Source organism: Argonema galeatum A003/A1, assembly GCF_023333595.1.
GTDB classification, from domain to species: domain Bacteria; phylum Cyanobacteriota; class Cyanobacteriia; order Cyanobacteriales; family Aerosakkonemataceae; genus Argonema; species Argonema galeatum.
Genome location: NZ_JAIQZM010000005.1, coordinates 222122 through 243135 on the forward strand (window position 1 = coordinate 222122; position 21014 = coordinate 243135).

General features: G+C 44.2%; 17 protein-coding genes. 12 read left to right on the top strand and 5 right to left on the bottom strand.

Going from position 1 to position 21014, the window contains the following annotated elements; all coding sequences use genetic code 11:
• Positions 1 to 59 precede the first annotated feature (59 nt).
• Genes hpsE through LAY41_RS08410 form a run of 3 tightly spaced genes read left to right on the top strand, consistent with a single transcriptional unit; the run spans position 60 to position 3352 of the window.
• The gene (gene hpsE / locus LAY41_RS08400; RefSeq protein ID WP_249096282.1) at positions 60 to 1022 is read left to right on the top strand and encodes a hormogonium polysaccharide biosynthesis glycosyltransferase HpsE; all 963 of its coding nucleotides are present in this window, start codon (positions 60 to 62) and stop codon (positions 1020 to 1022) included.
• A complete protein-coding gene (locus LAY41_RS08405) occupies positions 1019 to 2188 on the top strand; it encodes a glycosyltransferase family 4 protein (RefSeq protein ID WP_249096283.1) in 1170 nt (389 codons plus the stop codon). Before hpsE ends, LAY41_RS08405 begins: the two co-directional genes overlap by 4 nt.
• 3 nt (positions 2189 to 2191) lie before the next feature.
• Positions 2192 to 3352: a glycosyltransferase family 4 protein gene (locus tag LAY41_RS08410; protein ID WP_249096284.1), complete on the top strand. Its 1161-nt coding sequence runs from the start codon at positions 2192 to 2194 to the stop codon at positions 3350 to 3352.
• 24 nt (positions 3353 to 3376) lie between these two features.
• Here LAY41_RS08410 and LAY41_RS08415 read toward each other — a convergent pair whose 3' ends face one another.
• Together LAY41_RS08415 and LAY41_RS08420 are read right to left on the bottom strand one after the other, a co-directional pair.
• The gene (locus tag LAY41_RS08415) at positions 3377 to 4375 is read right to left on the bottom strand and encodes a glycosyltransferase (RefSeq protein WP_249096286.1); all 999 of its coding nucleotides are present in this window, start codon (positions 4373 to 4375) and stop codon (positions 3377 to 3379) included.
• A 43-nt stretch (positions 4376 to 4418) separates the two neighbouring features.
• Positions 4419 to 5402 (bottom strand): glycosyltransferase, encoded by a 984-nt coding sequence (locus LAY41_RS08420; protein ID WP_249096289.1) that lies wholly within the window; start codon positions 5400 to 5402, stop codon positions 4419 to 4421.
• Positions 5403 to 5561: 159 nt separating this feature from the next.
• Between LAY41_RS08420 and LAY41_RS08425 the strand changes: the two genes are divergently transcribed.
• Entirely contained in the window at positions 5562 to 6683 is a 1122-nt protein-coding gene (locus LAY41_RS08425) for a radical SAM/SPASM domain-containing protein (RefSeq protein WP_249096292.1), read from the top strand.
• 24 nt (positions 6684 to 6707) lie between these two features.
• Positions 6708 to 7301: a hypothetical protein gene (locus tag LAY41_RS08430; RefSeq protein ID WP_249096296.1), complete on the top strand. Its 594-nt coding sequence runs from the start codon at positions 6708 to 6710 to the stop codon at positions 7299 to 7301.
• 32 nt (positions 7302 to 7333) lie between these two features.
• Here LAY41_RS08430 and LAY41_RS08435 read toward each other — a convergent pair whose 3' ends face one another.
• Positions 7334 to 8491: a hypothetical protein gene (locus tag LAY41_RS08435; protein WP_249096299.1), complete on the bottom strand. Its 1158-nt coding sequence runs from the start codon at positions 8489 to 8491 to the stop codon at positions 7334 to 7336.
• Positions 8492 to 8503: 12 nt separating this feature from the next.
• A complete protein-coding gene (locus LAY41_RS08440) occupies positions 8504 to 9799 on the bottom strand; it encodes an MBOAT family O-acyltransferase (protein ID WP_249096303.1) in 1296 nt (431 codons plus the stop codon).
• 332 nt (positions 9800 to 10131) lie between these two features.
• On the opposite strand from LAY41_RS08440, the gene htpG reads away from it, so the two are divergent.
• From htpG to LAY41_RS08470, 6 genes are all read left to right on the top strand, one after another.
• The gene (gene htpG, locus LAY41_RS08445) at positions 10132 to 12147 is read left to right on the top strand and encodes a molecular chaperone HtpG (protein ID WP_249096305.1); all 2016 of its coding nucleotides are present in this window, start codon (positions 10132 to 10134) and stop codon (positions 12145 to 12147) included.
• A 175-nt stretch (positions 12148 to 12322) separates the two neighbouring features.
• A complete protein-coding gene (rpmB, locus tag LAY41_RS08450; protein ID WP_249096306.1) occupies positions 12323 to 12559 on the top strand; it encodes a 50S ribosomal protein L28 in 237 nt (78 codons plus the stop codon).
• A gap of 534 nt (positions 12560 to 13093) precedes the next feature.
• Positions 13094 to 17536: a hormogonium polysaccharide biosynthesis protein HpsA gene (hpsA, locus tag LAY41_RS08455; RefSeq protein WP_249096307.1), complete on the top strand. Its 4443-nt coding sequence runs from the start codon at positions 13094 to 13096 to the stop codon at positions 17534 to 17536.
• Between the two features lie 14 nt (positions 17537 to 17550).
• Complete coding sequence (locus tag LAY41_RS08460; RefSeq protein ID WP_249096311.1) at positions 17551 to 18255, top strand: type IV pilus modification PilV family protein; 705 nt, start codon at positions 17551 to 17553, stop codon at positions 18253 to 18255.
• 140 nt (positions 18256 to 18395) lie between these two features.
• Positions 18396 to 19457, top strand: a complete 1062-nt coding sequence (locus LAY41_RS08465) for a prepilin-type N-terminal cleavage/methylation domain-containing protein (RefSeq protein WP_249096317.1) — start codon at positions 18396 to 18398, stop codon at positions 19455 to 19457.
• Between the two features lie 49 nt (positions 19458 to 19506).
• A complete protein-coding gene (locus tag LAY41_RS08470) occupies positions 19507 to 20073 on the top strand; it encodes a prepilin-type N-terminal cleavage/methylation domain-containing protein (RefSeq protein ID WP_249096318.1) in 567 nt (188 codons plus the stop codon).
• 56 nt (positions 20074 to 20129) lie between these two features.
• Here the strand turns inward: LAY41_RS08470 and LAY41_RS08475 are convergent, their stop codons facing one another.
• Complete coding sequence (locus LAY41_RS08475; RefSeq protein WP_249096319.1) at positions 20130 to 20294, bottom strand: hypothetical protein; 165 nt, start codon at positions 20292 to 20294, stop codon at positions 20130 to 20132.
• Between the two features lie 25 nt (positions 20295 to 20319).
• On the opposite strand from LAY41_RS08475, the gene LAY41_RS08480 reads away from it, so the two are divergent.
• The gene (locus LAY41_RS08480; protein ID WP_275973988.1) at positions 20320 to 20856 is read left to right on the top strand and encodes a pilus assembly FimT family protein; all 537 of its coding nucleotides are present in this window, start codon (positions 20320 to 20322) and stop codon (positions 20854 to 20856) included.
• Positions 20857 to 21014: the final 158 nt, after the last annotated feature.

Below are 21014 nucleotides of genomic sequence, written 5' to 3' on the forward strand. Positions count from 1 at the left end.
TGTTATATTCATTAACAACTCTCTGCTAATTTAAAGTCAATATCATCAACCTCCCAACCGTGGACTTTACCGTAGCTATTTGCACTTATAACGGCGCTCAGCGTGTACCCGAAGTCTTAGACCAACTGCAAAAGCAAGTTGGCACAGAGGGTATTGAGTGGGAAGTGCTAGTGGTTGATAACAACAGTAACGACAATACTGGGGCGGTGGTTTTTCACTATGCAAAAGAATGGCGTCAAGATAGCCATCTGAGATACATATTCGAGCCTAGACAAGGCCAATCCTATGCTCGCAGTCGGGCGGTACAGGAAGCAGGAAGCAGCGATTTCATCGGATTTTTGGATGATGATAACCTACCGGCAGAAAACTGGGTAGCCGAAGCATACCACTTTGGTAGAGAACACCCTAAAGTGGGAGCCTATGGGGGCATTATTCATGCCAAATTGGATGAACCAGCCCCCCCTTATTTTGACCAAATTAAGGGATATTTAACTATTTACAACCGTGGTTCCGTTGCTTTTTGCTATGAACGTTCAGCGAAACCTCGCCGCATTCCTGCCGCACCAGGATCGGTAATCCGCAAAGAGGCGTGGCAAGAATGCGTTCCGCCACCGGAGAAGCTATTAATTAAGGGTAGAGACGAGAAAACAATGGCTGCCGGTGAAGATGCAGAAGTAATGTTCTATATTCAAAATAGTAAATGGGAACTCTGGCACAATCCCAAAATGGAAATCTGGCATCACATTCCCCCCCATCGGCTAGAAAAATCATATCTGCTCAAGCTCGCTCGTGGCTATGGCCTTTCCAATAATCTTACCCGCGTTGCTCGGTTTTCGCGATCGCAGCGACCTCTACTGCCCTTTTTGTTGCCATTCTATACTTTTCGGGACAGCATCAAACTCTTGATTCACTATCTGCGATATAAAAATATTATTCAAAGTGATTTTGGCAAAGCTTGCGAATTACAGTTAAAAATAGGTCAGTTATATAGTCCTTATCTTAAACTTTATCAAAAATCATGAATATAGCTTATATTACTGAATTTGATGTCAAAGCAGTAGATAAATCTACTTGGCGAAAAAGCCAATTAGGCCACTGGGGAAGATGCTATTACATAGCTAAAACTCTTGAAGATAAGTTTACAAATATTCAGTACATCGGGCCTTTAGCAAAAAAGAATGCGCTATTACCAAAGCTTAAATTACCTTTATATTCTGAAGTTTTCAAGCAAACTTACCATGCTTGGGCTGACCCTATTTTCAACAAAGATTACGCCAGTCAAATTGAGAAGAAAATATCATATTTTAAGTCAGATATTGTATTTTCTCCAGACATTAATTTTCTGGCATACCTAAATTGTAAACATCCCATCGTTTTATGGGTAGATACACTTTACGCAGGCTTAATAGATTATTATGCTGATTTTAGCAATCTCTGTCGAGAAACTAAGCAGCACTTAACTACTATGGACAAGCTCGCTTTAGATAAATGTACTTTGCTTATATTTTCATCTGAATGGACTGCCAAAACAGCGATTGAAAAATACCAAATCGATCCGTCTAAAATAAAAATAGTTCCTTTTGGAGCCAATATTGAATGCGAGAGAACCATCGACGATATCAATATTATAGTCAAAGCCAGACCTGAAAACCTATGTAAGTTATTATTTATTGGCGTTGATTGGTTCAGGAAAGGTGGTAATGTAGCGCTTGAGGTAGCCAAAGAATTAAATAGGTCAGGCATAAACACGGAGTTAACTATAGTGGGTTGCCAAGCGATCGCAAGCGAACCACTACCCAGCTTCGTCAAATCTCTAGGATTTATCGATAAATCTAACAAAGAAGGTGCTGATAAGCTGAGTAAATTATTAGTAGAATCCCATTTTTTTATCTTACCTTCACGCGCAGAGTGTTACGGCCATGTTTTTTGTGAAGCCAATTCTTTTGGGGTTCCTTGTTTAGCAACAGATGTCGGTGGAATACCAAGTATTATTAGAGATGATTTGAATGGCAAGGCTTTTTCAATTAAGGCTAATATTTCGGATTACTCCAATTACATTGCTGATTTGATGAATAATTATAGAGAGTATGAAAAGCTAGCTATATCATCATTTAATGAGTATCAAACACGATTAAATTGGTCTGTTGCAGGTCAAACTGTTAAAAACCTATTGAGGGAGTTGATATAACTTGTGAAAATTGCTTATGTAACAACTTATGATGTTTTGAAGAGTTCGACTTGGCCTAAACATCAAGTAGGACTTTGCGGGGCTGGTTATTACATCTCGCAAAATTTACAAAATCAATCTATTTCACTTGACTACATCAACTCTTTCAAAAAGAACTATGCACTAATAACTAGATCGAAGTGGAGTTTTTATCGATATTTACTGAAAAAAGATTACTACCGCTGGGCAGAACCATTAGTGCTGAAAGATTATGCAGATCAAATTTTCCAACAGTTGTCTAATTTTAACTCGGACATAGTGCTTTGTCCAGAAAATGCGATGCCGATCGCCCATCTCGAATGCAAACAACCGATCGTTTTGTGGACAGACTCAACCATAGCAGCGTTGATTGACTTATATCCTTATTTGAGCAATCTTTGCAGTGAAACACAGAGAAATATATATGCCTTGGAGAAATCTGCATTCGATAGATGTAAATTGGTGATATTTTCATCGGAATGGGCTGCTCAAACAGCTATTGATATCTATGGAATTAATCCTTCTAAAGTTAAAGTAGTTCCTTGGGGAGCAAATATAGAGTGCGATCGCACTCTCGATGATATCCAAACTATAGTAGATTCTAGAGACTCAAACCCCTGTAAATTACTGTTTTTCGGCACTCAATGGGAAAGGAAAGGAGGAGATATTGCTCTATCAGTAGCAAAGGAACTAAACAGCATCGGTTTGAATACTGAATTAACCGTAGTTGGGTGCGATCCTCCTGTAACTCAACAATCTCTTCCCACGTTTGTAAAATTTTTAGGATTTATCGACAAGTCTAACAAAGAAGGTGAACATAAAATTAATCAATTGTTAGGTGAATCCCATTTTTTAATTTTACCTTCCCAAGCAGAAACTTACGGCCACGTATTTTGCGAAGCCAATTCCTTTGGTGTTCCTTGTATTGCTACAAATATTGGCGGTATTCCAACAGTCATAAAAGAGAATTCCAATGGCAAAACTTTTTCCCTAGATGCCAACGTATTAGAGTATTGTACTTATATCGATTCTTTAATGAATAACTACAGCGAATATAAACGATTGGCTTTCTCATCATTTAACGAATATCAGTCCCGCTTAAATTGGTCTGTTGCTGTTAAAACAGTTAAGCGACTATTGATGTAATTAACATGAAAAGCCAAAATTAGCTTACCTTTGAGCAGGAACAATATCTACTCGAATCAGAATAACTAAAGTTAAAATATCGGTAAACTGTTTAAATTTATTTAGCCATGTTTGAGCTAGTTTGGATGGCAGAAGAACTATTATTGCAATTCTCAATAACACTTTCCAGATAATTCGTCGTCGCAGCAAAACGGGGTCGTATATAAAAGCTTGCCAGAGAAACCGGATTGCTGTTAAAGCTTTTTGTCGTACTGGAGGTTCTTCAAGAGCCTTAAATACCAGGTATTTGTAGCGATTCCCAAGCGTATGCCGCTTTAAGTGCTGTATAGATGCAGGAGCTTCTGCATAAGCACGTTCAATAATTCGCAAGCTTACTGCTTCCATCTTAGAAACATTAGTAGAGCTGGAATTCGCACGAACTCGATATAAAACTTGTGCGGATGGCACAACTACAAAAGGATAACGAGACGCCAGACGAATCCACATATCCCAATCTTCAGCGGGGGGAAGTGACTCATCAAAGTTACCAACTTCCTTGATAGCTTGAGCGCGAATCAAAGGATTAGAGCCACTTTCTACAAAGTCATTCAACAACATCCTCGCATAAGATTCACCTTGCCAATAGATGTTAGCGCCTCCCCTTATAAAATTACCTGATTCATCTATCAAATCAGTCCAACTATAAGCCACACCTGCTTCGGGATTTTCTTGTAGCGCTTTTAATTGAGCCTCTAGCTTATCTGGTTTCCAGAGGTCGTCTGCATCTATGAAAGAAACGTATTCGCCAGTAGCTTGAGACAAGCCTCGGTTACGACTTGCAGCTTGCTTAGCATTGGGGTAGGAAAACACCTTAAGTCGGGAATCTTGGATGTTGGAAACTACATCTAGAGTTGAGTCTGTCGAACCGTCATTAATTACTATTAATTCAAAATCTTTAAAAGTTTGATTTAAAACTGATTCAATCGTTTCTCGAATCGTGTTTTCACCATTGTAAACGGGAATTATCACAGAAATAAGTGGCATATCAACTCCAGTCTATTATGAAAATAACTATACCTTACCAGAGCTACACTCGTATGTAGCTTAGTAAGACATTATGGATTGGTCGCAACGTATTAGATCTATTTATCAATGTCTGAGCTTTTTGAGGCGGCAGTAGAGCCACTACTGCAATTTTAATTAATATTTTTAAAAGAATTCGCGGCTCTGGAATGCGATCGCGATCGTTTCTAAGCGCCTCCCAGAGAAATCGTGCCGCTGTGAAGCCTTTGTGTCGTTCTGTAGGTGCTTCAAGCACCTTGTAGGTAAGGTACTTATAAAGGTTCGCTAGGCTGTACGGCTTCAGATGTTGTAAAGATTCAGGAGCTTGAGTAAAAGCGCGTTCAAGCACTTGCAGGCAGGCTGATTCCAATCGATAAACATTAGAAGATATTGAATTGGCAGACACTCGATATAAAATTTGTGTGGATGGTACTGCTACAAAATTATAGCGTGCAGCTAGGCGCAAATATAAATCCCAATCCTGTGCCGCAGGCAGTGACTCATCAAAACCCCCGACTTCGCTAAAAGCCTGTCGGCGAATCAAAGGATTGGAGCCATTATCCAGAAAATCACCTAACAACAACTTCTCACAAACATTGCCAGTTACAGTGCTGTAACTACCTCGATGTAAAAACTTACCCGATTCATCTACAAAATCACACCAACTGTAAGCAACAGCAGCTTGGGGATTGTCTTGCAGAGCCCTAAATTGAGCCTCCAGCTTATCCGTCGTCCAGATATCGTCGGCATCTAAAAAAGCAATAAATTCACTGTTGGCATGATAAAAGCCTCGGTTGCGGCTTACGTTTGCGCCCGAATTTGGGTAGCTAAATACTTTTGATCGCGGGTCTTGGATACAGGAAACAATATCTAAAGTTGCATCTTGCGAACCGTCATTAACTATTATCACTTCAAAATCTGTGAAGGTTTGTTTTAGAACAGATTCAATCGTTACTAGAATCGTTTTTTCGCCGTTAAAAACGGGAACAATCACAGATATTAACGGCATATCAATATCAGCCCAAGTCTATTTTGGTATTGGATCTAAACAAAAGCAAAGTTTTACTCATTTGCTTTCTCGTATCGTAGCAGAAGTATAGGTGGATTATAATAAACTTAAATCAGTCGGTTGCATCCAGCTATTTCCCTCACGCTATAGGTAAGCCTTATGCTCAGCAACCTCAAGTCTATTATTTCCCCGCGTCTGAGGAGCCAAGTTAAGTCTATCGTCCAAGCCTGGGAACGTCGCCAAGACCATTGGCTCGACGTGATATCCACAGAATACAATTTCCGATTTCGACGGTGGGCAATTCAGGAACAGTTGGAGAAAATCCGCTCCCTACCAAGGGCCCTGCACATTGAAGCGACAAACACTTGCAACGCCAGATGTACTTTCTGCGCCTATCCTCAGATGGAAAGGGCAAAGCAGGTGATGCCTTTAGAGGACTTCCGGCGGATTATTGATGAGTATGTGGCGATGGGTGGCAAATACGTCTCTATGACGCCAATTGTAGGAGATCCGTTTGTTGACCCTCACCTCTTCGCCAGACTGGATGACCTTTACAAACGCCCGGAAATAGAAGGATTTTACTTCTACACCAACGCAATTTTGATGAAGCCGCAAGTCAGCGAAAAGCTTCTTGTCTACGGTGATAAACTGAAGGTTCACGTTTCTTGGGGCGGGTTCGATCGCGAAACCTACAAAGCTATTATGGGAGTCGATCGCTTCGATACGGTCAGCCGCAATGTTGAAGCGTTTGTTGAAGCAAAGCGCACAACTAATTCTCCCATTAATTTCACAATTGCACTGCGTTGTCCTCTATCAAAATGTAGGGGAGAATTGTGGAAGAAGTTTCGCCTCTGGGAGCGTGAGGGGCTCCTCAATATCGAACACCTGGATTCCTACGATTCCTGGGCCGGAAAGATAAAGGCGGAAGATTTGCAGGCGATCGGACTCCAACCCCGTCAAATGCCCCACAAGCGCGGTGCGTGTGAAATGCTTTATATGAAACCAGCTGTGCTGGCAAATGGCAAAGTAAACGCCTGCGCCTGCCGCGATGTGGAGGCGGAGTTAATTGTAGGCGATCTCAAGGAATCAAACCTTTCGGAAGTTTGGGAAGGTAAAGCTATTGAGGAGATTATCGACCGTCACGAACAAAGTGATTTCCCCGATGTTTGTCAGCGCTGCACCTGGTACGTCAGCGTCTACAACCAGCGCAAAAGTATCGTCTTAAAACCCCTACTCAATTGGAGCGAAGACAGTTCCCACGATAGCTTGAAGCTGTACTGATAACTTTTTTTTGCAATAGGAAAGATGAACATCAGAAGTTCTGTTAAAAAGTTAATTGTTAATTTGTCACCACCCAAGTATTATTATGTGGGACTGGCAATAACTGGCAATCAAACTGCTGGTAGAGCTATGAGTTTACTGGGCTACCGTTGGATACACTATCCAATAGCAGTCGAAAATCTGTGGAAGTATGAAGTGGCGACAGATACCCCGGTAGGAATGTGGTTCAGACAGGGTTTATTGCCTCGAAACGGAATTTTTATTTTGACAGTAAGAGATGTGCAGAGTTGGCTTGAGGATTGCCAACTTTGGTATGAGTCACGCCCCATTGATAGCTTAAATGATTTTGAGGTTAGGGTGAGGCAGTATGTTTGTGGTTCATTAACATTCGATCGCAGTTGCTTTGAAGATTCTTACTACAAACACACCGAAGCCTGTGTTACTATGGCTAAAAATATGGGAGTCAAGCTCTATGAGTGGAATGTCGTCGCCGAACCTAATTGGGATTTCTTAACGAAACTAACAGGTAGGACGACAGATAAGCCTTTTCCCTTTACTCCAGGCAAGTATGCGGGAACTTGGGATAAATTCTTGGAAGTTCACCAAAAAAAGGTTTAACTCATATTAGTAGGGTGAGTTAGTAACGCATCCTACTTGGATGAGGGTTTTAAATTCAGCACAAACTGCACCACATCCGGGTTATTTTTAGCCCATATTTCGCGATCGTCACGAATCTTAGCTAGGTGGGATTCAATGTTTTCTGGTGTCAGCAATACGCCAAAATCTGCCGGAACGCTTTCTTCATTATAGTTGAAAATTCGGTTGAGTACCAAATCGCCAACTTCTTTGCGGTAGTGGGAATTATCTATATAATTTTTCATATTGTTGCCGATCGCTTCTGTGGTAATGCTGTTGTAACCGGAGAAATCCCACACGGGTACAATTTTGACTATTTCGCGTTTCCATTGCTCAAAAATTGGCCAAAGCCCTCGCACTCGCAGCGCCTCCCATTCCGTAGCATGGGAAGGTGAAATTAAAATTTTGAGATCTATATTTCGTTGTTGGCATATAGTAACTATAGTTTTAAAGTTGCTTAATAGGGAATTTGACACTTGGTAGTTTTTATCTTCTTCTGGTGCGCGAAAATGATTTTTATTTATAACTTCTTTAAAAATTACTGGGGTAGGTTTATTTTCATAAACGTGCTTAACATAGTATCGCTCGTCTCGTCTGCCATCTGGATAAAAATAACCGATCGATTTTGAATCCTTTTTATTGATATCTATTGTATCTCTACTGGCTTGAAAAGCATCAAGAGAAAATATAACATTTACGGCATCTAGGGGAACAATTGTTTCTCTGTCTAGTCTGGCTTCTGAAAAATCTGAGGGTATTTCACTCAAGTTGCTGAACATAAACAAATCAATGCCTATGACAACTTGTTGTAAGTTGGGTTGATTGGCGATCGCGTGTTTAAAATATCGCATTGCCGGATAGATATTAGCCCCTGTCAATGCCAGATTGTAAGTTGAGGTCGAATTCGCGAAAACAGGATGTTTGGGATCTAATCCAAACTCGGTTCTGGATGAACCCAGAAAAATGACTTTTGGTTTTATCCGGGTAACAGCGACAGCTTTATAAAGCATTACGTGATTATTTATTTCCGGCTTTAATCTATTTACTCTAGAAATAACCGGACTATTAATCACTCCGTAGGGGTCAACAACTACATTAAATAACAAAAACAACAAAGACTCAACCAAGATAACTGCCAACAGCAACCTAATATATCGACGGTAAGATTTCATCGTCTTTTTCTATTAAAACCGGAAATAAAGAAATTCAGAAACTCGATTCAGCGAAACCAAACAAAAAACTGCTAAGCTACCAACCAAGAGCGCCCACCACACCGTTGGTTTTATCCACTTCATAATGTCTTGGGTATTCGGCAACAGAATTACTCCTAGTATAAGTCCACCCAGTACCCATAAACTTTTTTGTCCCCCCAGCGGCGGTAAGTAAGTAAATTCTTGCCATCCCTTGAACTTTAGCCCAAACTGCGTTAACCAACCCAATAATTTTTGATAGGCAACAGGTAACACGAAGTTTTTCATTCCCAGCATCACCTGCACCATTTCTATGCCATCGTGGATACTTTGCGCCCGAAACAACACCCAACCGAACACAACAGCAATAAAGGTAATCGTCCACGCCAAAATTTTGGGCAATTGGATACCCAATTTTCGCCAAGCATGGTCGATCGACAGCAACAGTCCGTGCCATCCCCCCCACACCACAAAAGTCCAGCCTGCACCGTGCCACAGTCCGCCCAGCAGCATGGTAATCATCAGGTTGGTATACCGACGCAATTCCCCACGCCGACTGCCACCCAAGGGAATATATAAATAATCGCGCAGAAAGTTAGACAGCGTGATGTGCCACCGCCGCCAGAAATCAATGATGGAAGTAGCTTTATAGGGCGAATCGAAATTAATGGGCAGATCGATATTCATCATCCATCCTAAGCCGATCGCCATATCCGAGTAGCCAGAAAAATCAAAATATAGCTGAAAGGTATAACTCAGCGCCCCCACCCATGCTTCAATAAAGGTACAATCGCTAGCATGAGCAAATATCGGCGCTACCCACGGCGATATGTTGTCTGCTATCAGCACCTTTTTCGCTAAACCTAGCGTAAACAGGGTTAACCCCATCGCCATGTTTTTATGGGAAAAAACAAAATTACGCAATTGTTCAAACTGGGGGACAAGATCGTTGTGACGTACAATTGGCCCCGCAATTAGGTGCGGAAAAAACAAAACAAACAAACCGTAGGTGAGGAAATTATAGTTTTTAGTCTCGCCGCGATAAGCGTCCACTAAATAAGCGCTTTGCGTAAATGTGAAAAACGAAATAGCTAGTGGCAGCGTGACATTAGGTGCGAGTAACTGAGTGTTAAACAGAGAGTCGATAGAAGTAATAAAAAAATTTGCGTATTTGTAATAAGCCAATACTAACAAGTTAAAACCTAGACCAACCCAAATCAATATTCGCGCTCGTTTGCTATTTCCAGTTGCCAAATAAAGCAGCCTACCCATTTGATAGTTAAATACCATCGAAATTAGCAGGAGTGGGACATATGCCACGTTCCAGTAGCCATAGAAAGCGAGTGAGGCAATGAATAACCAGATCGCAGCTGCTCTGATTAACCGGAATCTTGTTAACCCAAAGAAAATGAGCAGGGTAATGGGCAAAAAGCCGAAAATGAAAGCGTATGAGTTAAATAGCACAGCCAAAAATGTTACATTAAGTTACATAAAATTCAGATGCCCTAACCTTAGAAAGTAGGGAAATCCGAATCGCATCTGGGGGCAATACCCGACTCAGAACGGGCAGCGATCGCGCACAATCTATCTTGGAGATAGTATAAACAACCTAAACTCAAACTATGACCATGCTGGAACAAGGCACCATAAGTATTCATACCGAGAATATTTTCCCCATCATCAAAAAGTCGCTCTACTCCGACCACGAGATATTCTTGCGAGAACTGGTTTCCAACGCCGTGGATGCCATCCAAAAACTCAAAATGGTGTCCCACGCAGGGGAATTTAGCGGCGGCCTCGATGGCCCGGAAATTAAGATCTCGATCGACAAGGACAACAAGACGCTCTCCATCAGCGATAACGGCATCGGCATGACGGCAGAGGAGGTCAAGAAATACATCAACCAAGTCGCCTTCTCCAGTGCCGAAGAATTTATCCAAAAATATAAAAGCGATGGCGACCAACCGATTATAGGTCACTTCGGCTTGGGCTTCTACTCCTCCTTCATGGTGGCCCAGAAAGTGGAAATCGACACCCTTTCTTACAAAGAAGAGTCCCAGGCAGTACACTGGTCGTGCGACGGTTCGCCAACCTTTGTGTTGGAAGACTCATCGCGCACCGATCGCGGCACCACCATCACCCTCACCCTCCAGGAAGAAGAACTGGAATATCTGGAAGCGTCCCGCATCCGGCAGCTGGTGAAGACCTACTGCGATTTTATGCCAGTCGCGATTAAGCTGGACGGCGAACAGATAAATAAGCAAAAAGCACTGTGGCGGGAATCTCCCAGGAACCTGAAGAAAGAGGATTATTTGGAGTTCTACCGCTACCTATATCCCTTCCAGGAAGAACCGCTACTGTGGGTACACTTAAACACGGATTATCCCTTCCTCCTCAACGGCATTCTCTATTTTCCCAAGCTAAAACCGGAAGTAGACGTAAGCCAGGGTAACATCAAGCTCTTCTGCAATCAGGTCTTTGTCAGCGACCACTGCGAAGAAATCATTCCCAAGTTCCTGCTGCCGATGCGGGGTGTCATCGATAGTCCAGACATTCCCCTGAATGTCTCTCGCAGCGCCTTGCAGATGGATCGGACCGTCCGTAAAATAGCAGACTTCGTTGCCAAGAAAGTGGGCGATCGCCTCAACGAACTATATCGCGATAACCGTTCCGAATATATCCTTTGCTGGCAAGACCTCGGCACCTTCGTCAAATTCGGCTCAATGAACGACGAGAAGTTCAAAAAACAACTCGAAGACATCCTCATTTATCGCACCACTTTCCAAGCAGAAAAGCAGGAAAGCAAGGGGTCAGAGGAGCCACCAGCTACCGTACAAGTGCAAACTCAGGAAGGCGATGTCTGGCAAGATGTCACTTCAGCCATTGAGGAACAAGAAAATCCAAAATCCAAAATCCAAAATCCAAAATCGGAATATACCACTCTCAAAGAATACCTGGAACGCAACCAAAAGCGTCACGAAAACCGAGTTTTCTACTGCACCGATGAAGTTGCACAAGCTACCTACGTAGAACTACACAAAAGGCAGGGTCTAGAAGTCCTGTTTATGGACTCCTTCATTGACTCTCACTTCATCTCTTTCCTGGAGCGGGAATATAAAGATGTCCAGTTCTCTCGCGTAGACTCCGAACTAGATCAAAACCTGGTCGAACAAGACAAAGCTGCCGAAATCGTTGACCCCAAAACCAACAAAACCCGCAGCGAACTGATCAAAGAGCTATTCGAGAAATCCCTCAACAAGCCCAAACTCACCATCCGTACTGAAGCGCTGAAGTCAGACGACCCCCAAGGAACGCCACCAGCAATGGTACTGCTACCAGAATTTCTGCGGCGTATGCGAGAGATGACCGCTTTGTTGCAACAGCAAGCTGTTCAATTTCCAGAAGAACACACTTTGGTGGTTAACACCACTCATCCCTTGATCCAAAATCTCGTTAGTCTGAGTCAGGGCAGTATCCTCCAAGGTGAAGGTACGTCTCCCAGCGGCGAACTAGCTAACTTGATTTGTCATCACGTTTACGATTTGGCGTTGATGGCGCACAAAGCATTAGATGCTGAGGGGATGAAAGCTTTTGTGGCCCGATCGAACCAAGTGCTAACTCGTCTCACCGCTAATTGAGAATGGGGGAGTGGGGGAGTGGGAGAGTGGGAGAGTGGGGCAGAAAATCACAACTGACCACTGACAACTGACCACTGACCACTGACAACTTACCACTGACCACTGACCACTGACCACTGACTAATTCCCTACAATAGAAGGTTGCACCTAAAATTCCTGAAACCTGGAGATACTTATGTCCCGTGTATGTCAACTGACTGGTAAGAAGGCGAATAACGCCTACGCTATTTCCCATTCTCACAGACGCACCAAAAAGCTGCAAGAAGTCAACTTGCAGTGGAAGCGAGTTTGGTGGGCCGAAGGGAAACGCTGGGTGAAGCTCCGCCTTTCCACAAAGGCAATCAAAACCTTAGATCACAAGGGTTTGGCAGCTATGGCTAAAGAAGCTGGGCTTGACCTGAATAAGTTTTAATTAAAGTTTTGCTGTTTATGTAGGGTGGGCACTCCCCACCCTACAGATTTTTCTGAGCGATCGCACTGGTAGACCTTGCCTATCCCACCACTCTGTGTCTTTGCCTTTTGTTTCTTGGGGGTGATAGGTTTACTGAAGCTACTGGGTAATATAAGCCTATACCCTTGCATACCCCAGATGTTTAAATTTTTTTTACGGATTACCGAAATGTCTGAAAAGCAAGTTGTAGTTACTCTTATGCCTAACCTTTACTTACCGCAAAAAGCAAAATTTATGCCTTATTCACCAATACAAGGTAACTCCCGTGTACCCGGTAAAATTAAAGAAAACTTTTAAATTTGGCTTATGTCCGGTGAGAGCATATTTTCTCGGTTGAAACGCACATCTTGAGATGTTAGCACAGAGATAAGCCAAAAGTTAATGAATTTTCGGTAAATTTCTCACAATTCAGCCGATTAAAGCAAAGCCAGTCAAACCGATCTTCATATTTTAAACCGGGCTAGAAGCCAGACACTCTCAATTGAGGAAGCAGCCATGTTAAACCGCAAGCAAACCAAGGCCATTAAAAAATTCATCTACACCATATTCAAACAGTTTTGGCAACTATCGAGAAGTACTAGCAGGAAACTCAGCCGTTGGTTGGTGCGTAACTTGCTGAACATAGGCCGCAGGCGGCGTATGGCTACGGCTAGATCTGGATTTGTGCTGCCAACAGTAGTCATGCTGCTGTTGGTTGTGGCTTTGGTGGTGGCTGCGCTCCTATTTCGGACGGGAAGCCGGACTAATCAAGTGATTGGAGCCCGTGAAGAGCAGGTTATTTACAATGCTGCTACGCCAGCAATTGAACGGGCTAAGGCAAAGTTGGAGTACTTGTTCCGAAAAGATAAGCGGTTTCCCAGCGGTCCGCCTTCCGATGAAATGCTGCTTTCTATGCTCACCAACGAGCCTGCTCAGTACAGCAATCCAGCATTGACTACCCAGCTTAATCCCAATCCCTATAAGCTTAACGATGAGACAGAGTTGGGAAATATCAATCCAAATATTGATGGCAAACCCGATCCAGCCTGGTCTTATAAAATTGATGTCGATGGAGATGGGAACCCAGAAACTGTCGTCTACTCCATAACTTTAAAAAGAAGAGAAACAGCCGGAAGTATAACCCTAGAAAACAGCACCGATCAGCAGAAAGCTAACTCCCTGGTTGTCCGTAATGGCCCAATAAATTCTAGAATTACTACCGACCCCGTATGTGCCGCTCTCACCGCGACTCCGGCACCCCCAGCAGGTGGAGCAGTTCCGGTAAGAGCGACAAATGAAAATGATTGGTTCCCTCAAGGTAGCGCCACCCTACGGAAGACTTTTCAGGTCGATGCGATCGTCATCTCTAACAAAGCAGGAACTAGCAGAACCGTTGCGACACTAGAATTTCAGCAGGATAGACAGATAGACAGAGGCAATAAATGGGGGGCTTGGTTCCGCTATGACTTAGAAATTTTTCCAAGTGCGAGCGGGCGAATGCAGTGGAATGGAGCTATGTATACTGCAGGCAACCTGATGATCGGTAACGGGGCAAACTTTACAAGCTATTTAATCAGTGCGCCTAAATCCTGTTTTTACAGAAAAGACGCTTCTGAAATAAGGATTAATCAAAATTTACCAACTACACCAACTGCTCTAAACCCACGCTTTATGGGTCAAATTGTCGCCGGTCAAATAGAGGGCGATGCCTTCAATGGCAGCGCATCTTTGCACGTCATGAAACCTGACAATTCCCCGAATACTAACGCGGGTCAGACTACACTCGATCAAGCTAAAGACTCAGTAAACAGTGGTACGCCAAGTAGTATTGCTCTCGATCCAGTAGTTTTGTTTACCACCTCTACCTCGCAATCGCGAGGCTCAGACCCTACCAATACATCAGCATCATTAAACGATACGAGCTTTGATAGAACAGACGCCGCAGCTGGACAAATAGGCTATTTTTCTACCACAGAAAGGATTGTAAGGAGAACTGAAACTCCTCCTTTCATAGATGATACTTACCGGGCAGACGATCGCTATGGCCCTAAACCCGCATACGGTACTAACAACGAAGTTGTTCTGGATTCAGGTTCAAAAAGAAATGGACAGAACATCCAAACAGGTGACCAGCAACTGCTTACTAACAACACTGTAGATCCGCTTGACACAGAGTTCAGAACATTGGGTTGGGATGGTTACTGGGAACGGCGAGCTTCGCTTGCAGGTCTGCGCGTGATTGTGGGAGAGCGATTGGAATTGGGCAATCCCTACGGTTGGACGAGTAATGACCCGCTTTACCCGCCCGATCAGACAATGCCTCATGGAGACCGACAGCGGCGCACCCTGAGAGACAATTTGGCAGCAGTACAAGCAACAGCCGTTTACCACGTAGCCAACCCATCTGGAGCTAACGTCCCTATTGCCTGCCTAGCCACTACATCTCATCCGGGAACCCAAGCAACCATTGACCTAAGTAAAGACTTTAGGACTACAAATGGACAACTGAATACCAATTTCTTCACTGGGAAAGGCACCAACGGCTGGGAATACGCCCCGCCACCGACAGGCTTGGGTGGCAGTTGGGATACTGCGCTGAGAAACTTAGCCAGTTTTGCAGGGGAAATAGATGGTGCATTTCCACCCCGACAAGAAGGAGGACGCATTCACCCCAATCCCTTTTTAACTATGTGGGGTAATTTCTCCAACCTGCGGCGAGCAATAGAGTCTGGCAATAATAGCATTGCAGATAACACCTACAAGTACACTGCTGCCTGCACGATGGGTATGCTAGCTCAAAACATCAACCGGATTCAGACATCCACCATTAGCACTGCTGTACAGGTGCAGCAGTTGAGTGACGCTCTGCCCACTACACTGACGGCTACGGCGACAGCTAGTGATTATATTGCAGCAATGCCTTCAACTACAGATCCGGAAAAGGAAAGGAAAGAACGGTTACGCCTTATCCACCTGCAAAATCAAATTAAAAGAGACCGAGAGTTTGGTTTTGCTTTGGTACCACAAACAATACTAGACGATGCTAATCACAGCTATTCAGTACAATATCTCACCTCAGAAAACCCCCAGCCAGGAGGTACAGAAACCCCCTATACATTTGCTGGCATAACTTATGACAAAAATGTGGCGGCAGAGACTGCTACAACCAAAAAAACCCTTAAACTAAGCTGCAACTATAGGGAAGCAGCACCAAATGGGAATAACTATTTTGGTTTAGGCGCTCCTACCAACGTAACCGAAGAAAAACGTTTTATCCGCTTAGCAGTAAGTCTATGCTCGTCTACGCAGCTACCAGAGTTACCATCGCTTTATTATCTTTTCCCCACAGCAGCTCATGGTCGCAACAGTGTGGATGCCACTGTTAATAGCAACGAACCATACATTAGACAGACAAACGATGCTGGTATTTCTGTGATAGGCGGAAATTTTATCCCTCTCAACCCTTCAGATATTCTGGAGGTAACTCCAATAGATAATGTGGGCAGTTGGAGACTACCGCATACAACTGATGCAACAGGCAGGACAAGCAGAACCCAAATAACTAAACCAGACAATAGCCCAGAGTACGTTTCCCTCATAGACACCAGCTTCTACAATGGCCGGGAAATGATGACAGTGCGGACATTGGATGTAGATCTAAACCTGCTCAGAAGCACTTCCATAAACGGCAATACCTGGTTACCGACAAGTGGCATTGTCTACGCTTTCCGGGAAGATGCAGCGCGTGAAGATGCGATCTCCAGACCAGGTGCAGGTGCAGGTAGTTGCAGCACAAATGCACAGATAACAACCGGAGGCTGCCAAATGAGGGCTATTCCTATTGCTAATAACCCTCAAGACCCTGCTGTCAGTGCAAACGGGGTCTCACCCAAACCAGTAGATTACTACGCCGACCCAGACCGTCGTCCTCATGGCTTCCGATTATTTAATGGTAGAGATATCAGCCGTTCTGGTAATAAGGGTTTGAGCTTCATTTCCGATAACCCGGTTTACATTCAGGGTGATTTCAATTTCCACAGCACGGATGGAAATACCAACAATCTGGAGGAATTTACACAACGACTCGATGATAATACCTGGACTCCGGCTAATTTCTACACTGACAGAACTACGTTGGATGCTAATTTTGCTAGACCTGCTACTGACCATTGGCGACCATCTGAAATTCTGGGGGATGCAGTTACTATCCTTTCCAATAGTTTCAAAGAAGGCAATATAGCGGATGGCATCACAAATTCGGGTACGCCTGCTACGCATTCTTTCCGTGCCATGAATGGCCCTAATAGTGGTCGTGCTAATAATACTTGGGTTCGGGAGGATGGCACAACAAGTAGTGTCAATCTCCCCATCAAAGTCTCCCGCAACGGTAACCCATTATATTGTGGGGCTGGTTCTGTAACTGGGATCTGCACTAACCCAACTGAGGAAACAAGTTTTCGACCCTTAGACACAGACTATGCGATCTTAGCTAATCCGATTGTGCTCAACACAGCTACGCCAACTAGGGTCAACGCCATGATCATCAGCGGTATTACGCCGTCTGGACAGGGACTATCTTATGGCGGTTTCCAAAATTTCCCCAGGTACATAGAAAATTGGCTGAACGTTAATCAGGTTATTTCCGGGTCTTTCATGCAGCTAAACTTCAGCACCTACGCCACCGCCCCCTTCAGACAAAATGCTTGGGAACCGGGTACGACTGCCAACGGTGGCTTCCCTAAATACTACAGTGCGCCTTTACGCCGCTGGGGTTACGATGTGGGGCTACAATATGCACCGGCAGCGCCAGTAGCACAGCGCTTGGGATCGCAACCGTCCTCCCGCAGCGAGTTCTACAAAGATTTAAGAGCAGACGACTTATACATTTGCAAATTACGTCGGGCTATGAACAGGCTCGATCCCACTCTAGATCAACCATCTCTAACAGAGTGCGACTAACTGCGGAGGTCACAATGTTATCACTAAAAACTCAGTCGATTCAAAAATCAAACACTATGAGCCTTGCCCTAGCATTACTCAAGCTTTCCAAACCAAATTCCTCACAGCAGGGAATTAGCTTGTTGGAATGCTTGATGGCAATCACGGTGATAAGTGTAGTAATTTCATCTTTCACCCCGCCAATTTTTCTGGCAGTCGCTACCCAAATACAGAACCGCCGAGCCGAGCAAGCTGTCCAGCTGGCTCAGGCTGAAATAGACAGGGTAAGAAGCATAGCAGAACAGCAAGACTACGCCAACACAGATTTACCCCCTGAAGGAGCTACGGACGTTAAGCAGCAGTCTCCACCATCTGGAACCACTCCAAATCGCAACTCAATGTCTGCCACAACAGGTCTTTTAGTGGATGTCAACGGTGATGGCACTCAAGACTTTGTGGTGCAAACTTACCGCAATACGGGTGTTCCAGACAGCACCGGCAAAAAAGTTGCTTTTAATATGGGTGTGAGAGTTTATGCGGCAGTGATAACGCAAAATTATGGGCTGCTAGAAAGTCCGCCTCAGCGTAGCGCTTCCTTGCAACTCACTACGGCACTTGGCGCTCAAAAACGCCGACCTTTAGCAGTTATGTACACCACCGTTACTCACAGTGACGATCGCAATTCTCTGTGCAATTTACAGAAATTTTTAGGCGATCTTACCGGATCTGGGTGCCAGTAAACCTAACCCCAACTCCTCTCCTGCAAAGCGAGAGGAGAGCAAAAAAAGATTTTAGGTGCTTTACTCATATCCTAAAAAAAAATCAGCACTCAACACCTAAAGAGATCGCAGACGACAGGACTAAGGAGGGAATAAAAACGATGCCGGTAAAACTATTTACATTTCTGCTCAAGCGCCAGCGTATTCGTTTTGGAAAGCGCAAAACAGCCGGTTTTACTCTATTGGAGCTTTTGGTAAGTATTGTTATTTCCACTGTCATCATCATAGCGCTGCTAGACATGGTTGTGGATTTGTTGCAGACCGATCGGCGCGAATATGCTCGCGCTGAAACCCAACGGGAAATGCAAATGTCTCTCGATTATATGGTTAACGATTTGAGAGAGGCAGCTTACGTCTACGACAATAACCAGCTCAATGGAAACCGGGGCTCGAATAATAATGTCCCAGCTTTAAAAACTTATCTGCCACCCTTTCCTGCTGGTATGGAACCGATTCTGGTTTTCTGGAAACCAGAGGAAGTACCCTATAGGCGAGGTCAGCCAGCCCTCAATTGCGGAGGGTCACCAAGTGATGACTGTAAGCAGCTTCAGGTCAGACGCCGTACTTTCACCTTGGTGGCTTACCTACAGGCAGTAAACCAGCCTGCCGATCGACCGCAATGGAAGGGTATATCCAGAATTATGCGGTATCAGTTACGTATGTATCCAGAAACGGCTTTCAACGCCAGTCCTCCAACCCTAACGACCATAAACACTGGATATGTAGAGCCTTTAGTAAATAATGTTAGTTTTGAGACATGGCCTGTTGCTCTCGACGCCAATGGCAACCCTTTGGGTGCGCCTGCCAGACTAGCAAACGATCCCTTATCGCGACCGGTGTTAGTCGATTTTGTAGATTATCCCACCACAGCACGCGGCGACAATCTAGCGACCCCTGCCGATACTCGCCTGCAATGTACTAGCCCAAACCAGCCCCCTATTCCTCCCTCAACCAGTGCTTTCACGAATCCCAGTTTTGTAGCTTGTGTCAGCAGTGCAACTGCTACAGGGGCAGCGGGTGGGACTTCTAGCCCAACTAACCAAAATGTGATCCTGTTCCTAAGAGGCAACCCGACAGGCAAAGCAGGGGTTAAGATAGCACCGCTTATAGCTGTTAAAACTCAAGCGGTTGCGCGTGGTGTTATCGATAAAAAACCTAATTAGTCGCTTTTGCAATTGCTTGGAAATATCCGGCTGAAAATAGGAGACGCACATGAAGCCTAAATTAAAGAAAGCGATCGCTGGTTTCACTCTAATAGAAATGTTAGTTGTTATAACCATCATTGGTATTTTGGCAGCGATCGCTGGCCCTAGTTGGTTAGGATGGTTAACCAGACAACGGGTAAACTCTGCCCAGTCTGAAGCATTGACCGTGCTGCGGCAAGCCCAAGCGAACGCCAAAAGAGAAAAAAGACTTTGGCAAGCTTGCTTTCGGGACGACGGAACTAAAGTTACATGGTCTTTGCAACCCGTGCCAGATGATACTCCCACTTGTCTGGCGACAAGTCCTTGGAATAATCTGACTGATGAAAGTTCAGACCTGATTGCCATTGATACGGCAAAGTCCACTTTCACATCGGGAGGCGCAAACACTTATAGAGTGCAGTTTCAATATAAAGGCTTGCTGGTTGAAACTCCTTCACAAATAGGCAAAATCACGTTTGGCACTCGGATCTCTCCGGGTTCGCAGGGAGTCAGAGATGGTACAAGGCGTTGTGTATTTGTCGAGACCTTACTGGGAGGCATGAGTGCAGGCAACGATAACGAATGCCTTCGATAATGAGCAAGGAGACGGAATTGCGATCGCTTTGCCGCAGTCATTAGCAAAAAAAAAACTTAGTAAAAATAAGCACATAAGCCATGAAAATACAGAGTTGTAGCTGCGTCTGCTTCAGAAGTATCTTCATGGCAAAGAATCACAATTGGATTCCATAGAAAGGCAAAATTGGCGGTGGCTTTGACAAGCTTGCGCGATCGCCCTCCTGAATGAGAAACTATCATCAGGTGCATCTATTTTATTTATAAAATGCAATACCAGTATTCCAGATTTAGTCGTGGATATACGCTGGTCGAAATGCTAGTAGTTATTGCGCTGATTGGGATAATAAGTGCGATCGCAGTACCCGGTTGGCTAGCATTCTTGAACCGAATACGCCTCAACAGCTCACAAGCTCAAGCTTTGAGTGTCATGCGAGAAGCGCAGGTAAATGCTAAAAGAGAAAAACGAATTTGGGAAGCCAGCTTTCGCAATAGCAATGGCTTGGTGCAATGGTCTACACATCCAGACAGCTTACCTCCTGAGAGTTGGAATTGGCAAAACCTCATCGGTGAAGATGCCGATAATATTGAAATCGATGTATCCAAAACTACATTACTAAGGCGCGACGGAGCCTACAACGTACAGTTCCAATACAAAGGCCACGTTAACGGACAATTAGGCAGAATTACCTTCATTATTCGCGCACAAAGCAATTCTGCCAATGCTTCCAAGCGCTGCGTTTGGGTATCTACCCTGCTGGGAGTTTTGCGTACAGATGGCGATCGCGGTTGTCAAGGCAATTAGAAGCTAGGGGCTAGAACACCGATTCAGTAATAAGCTAAGACGCATCTAATTTTTCAAGCTGAACACCGCACTGTAAGGTTTTCATACCAAATCCGGGTTATTTACCCCCTTTATAGTGTGAAGTGTAGGGGTGAAGCATTGCGGCAATAAGTGTATTC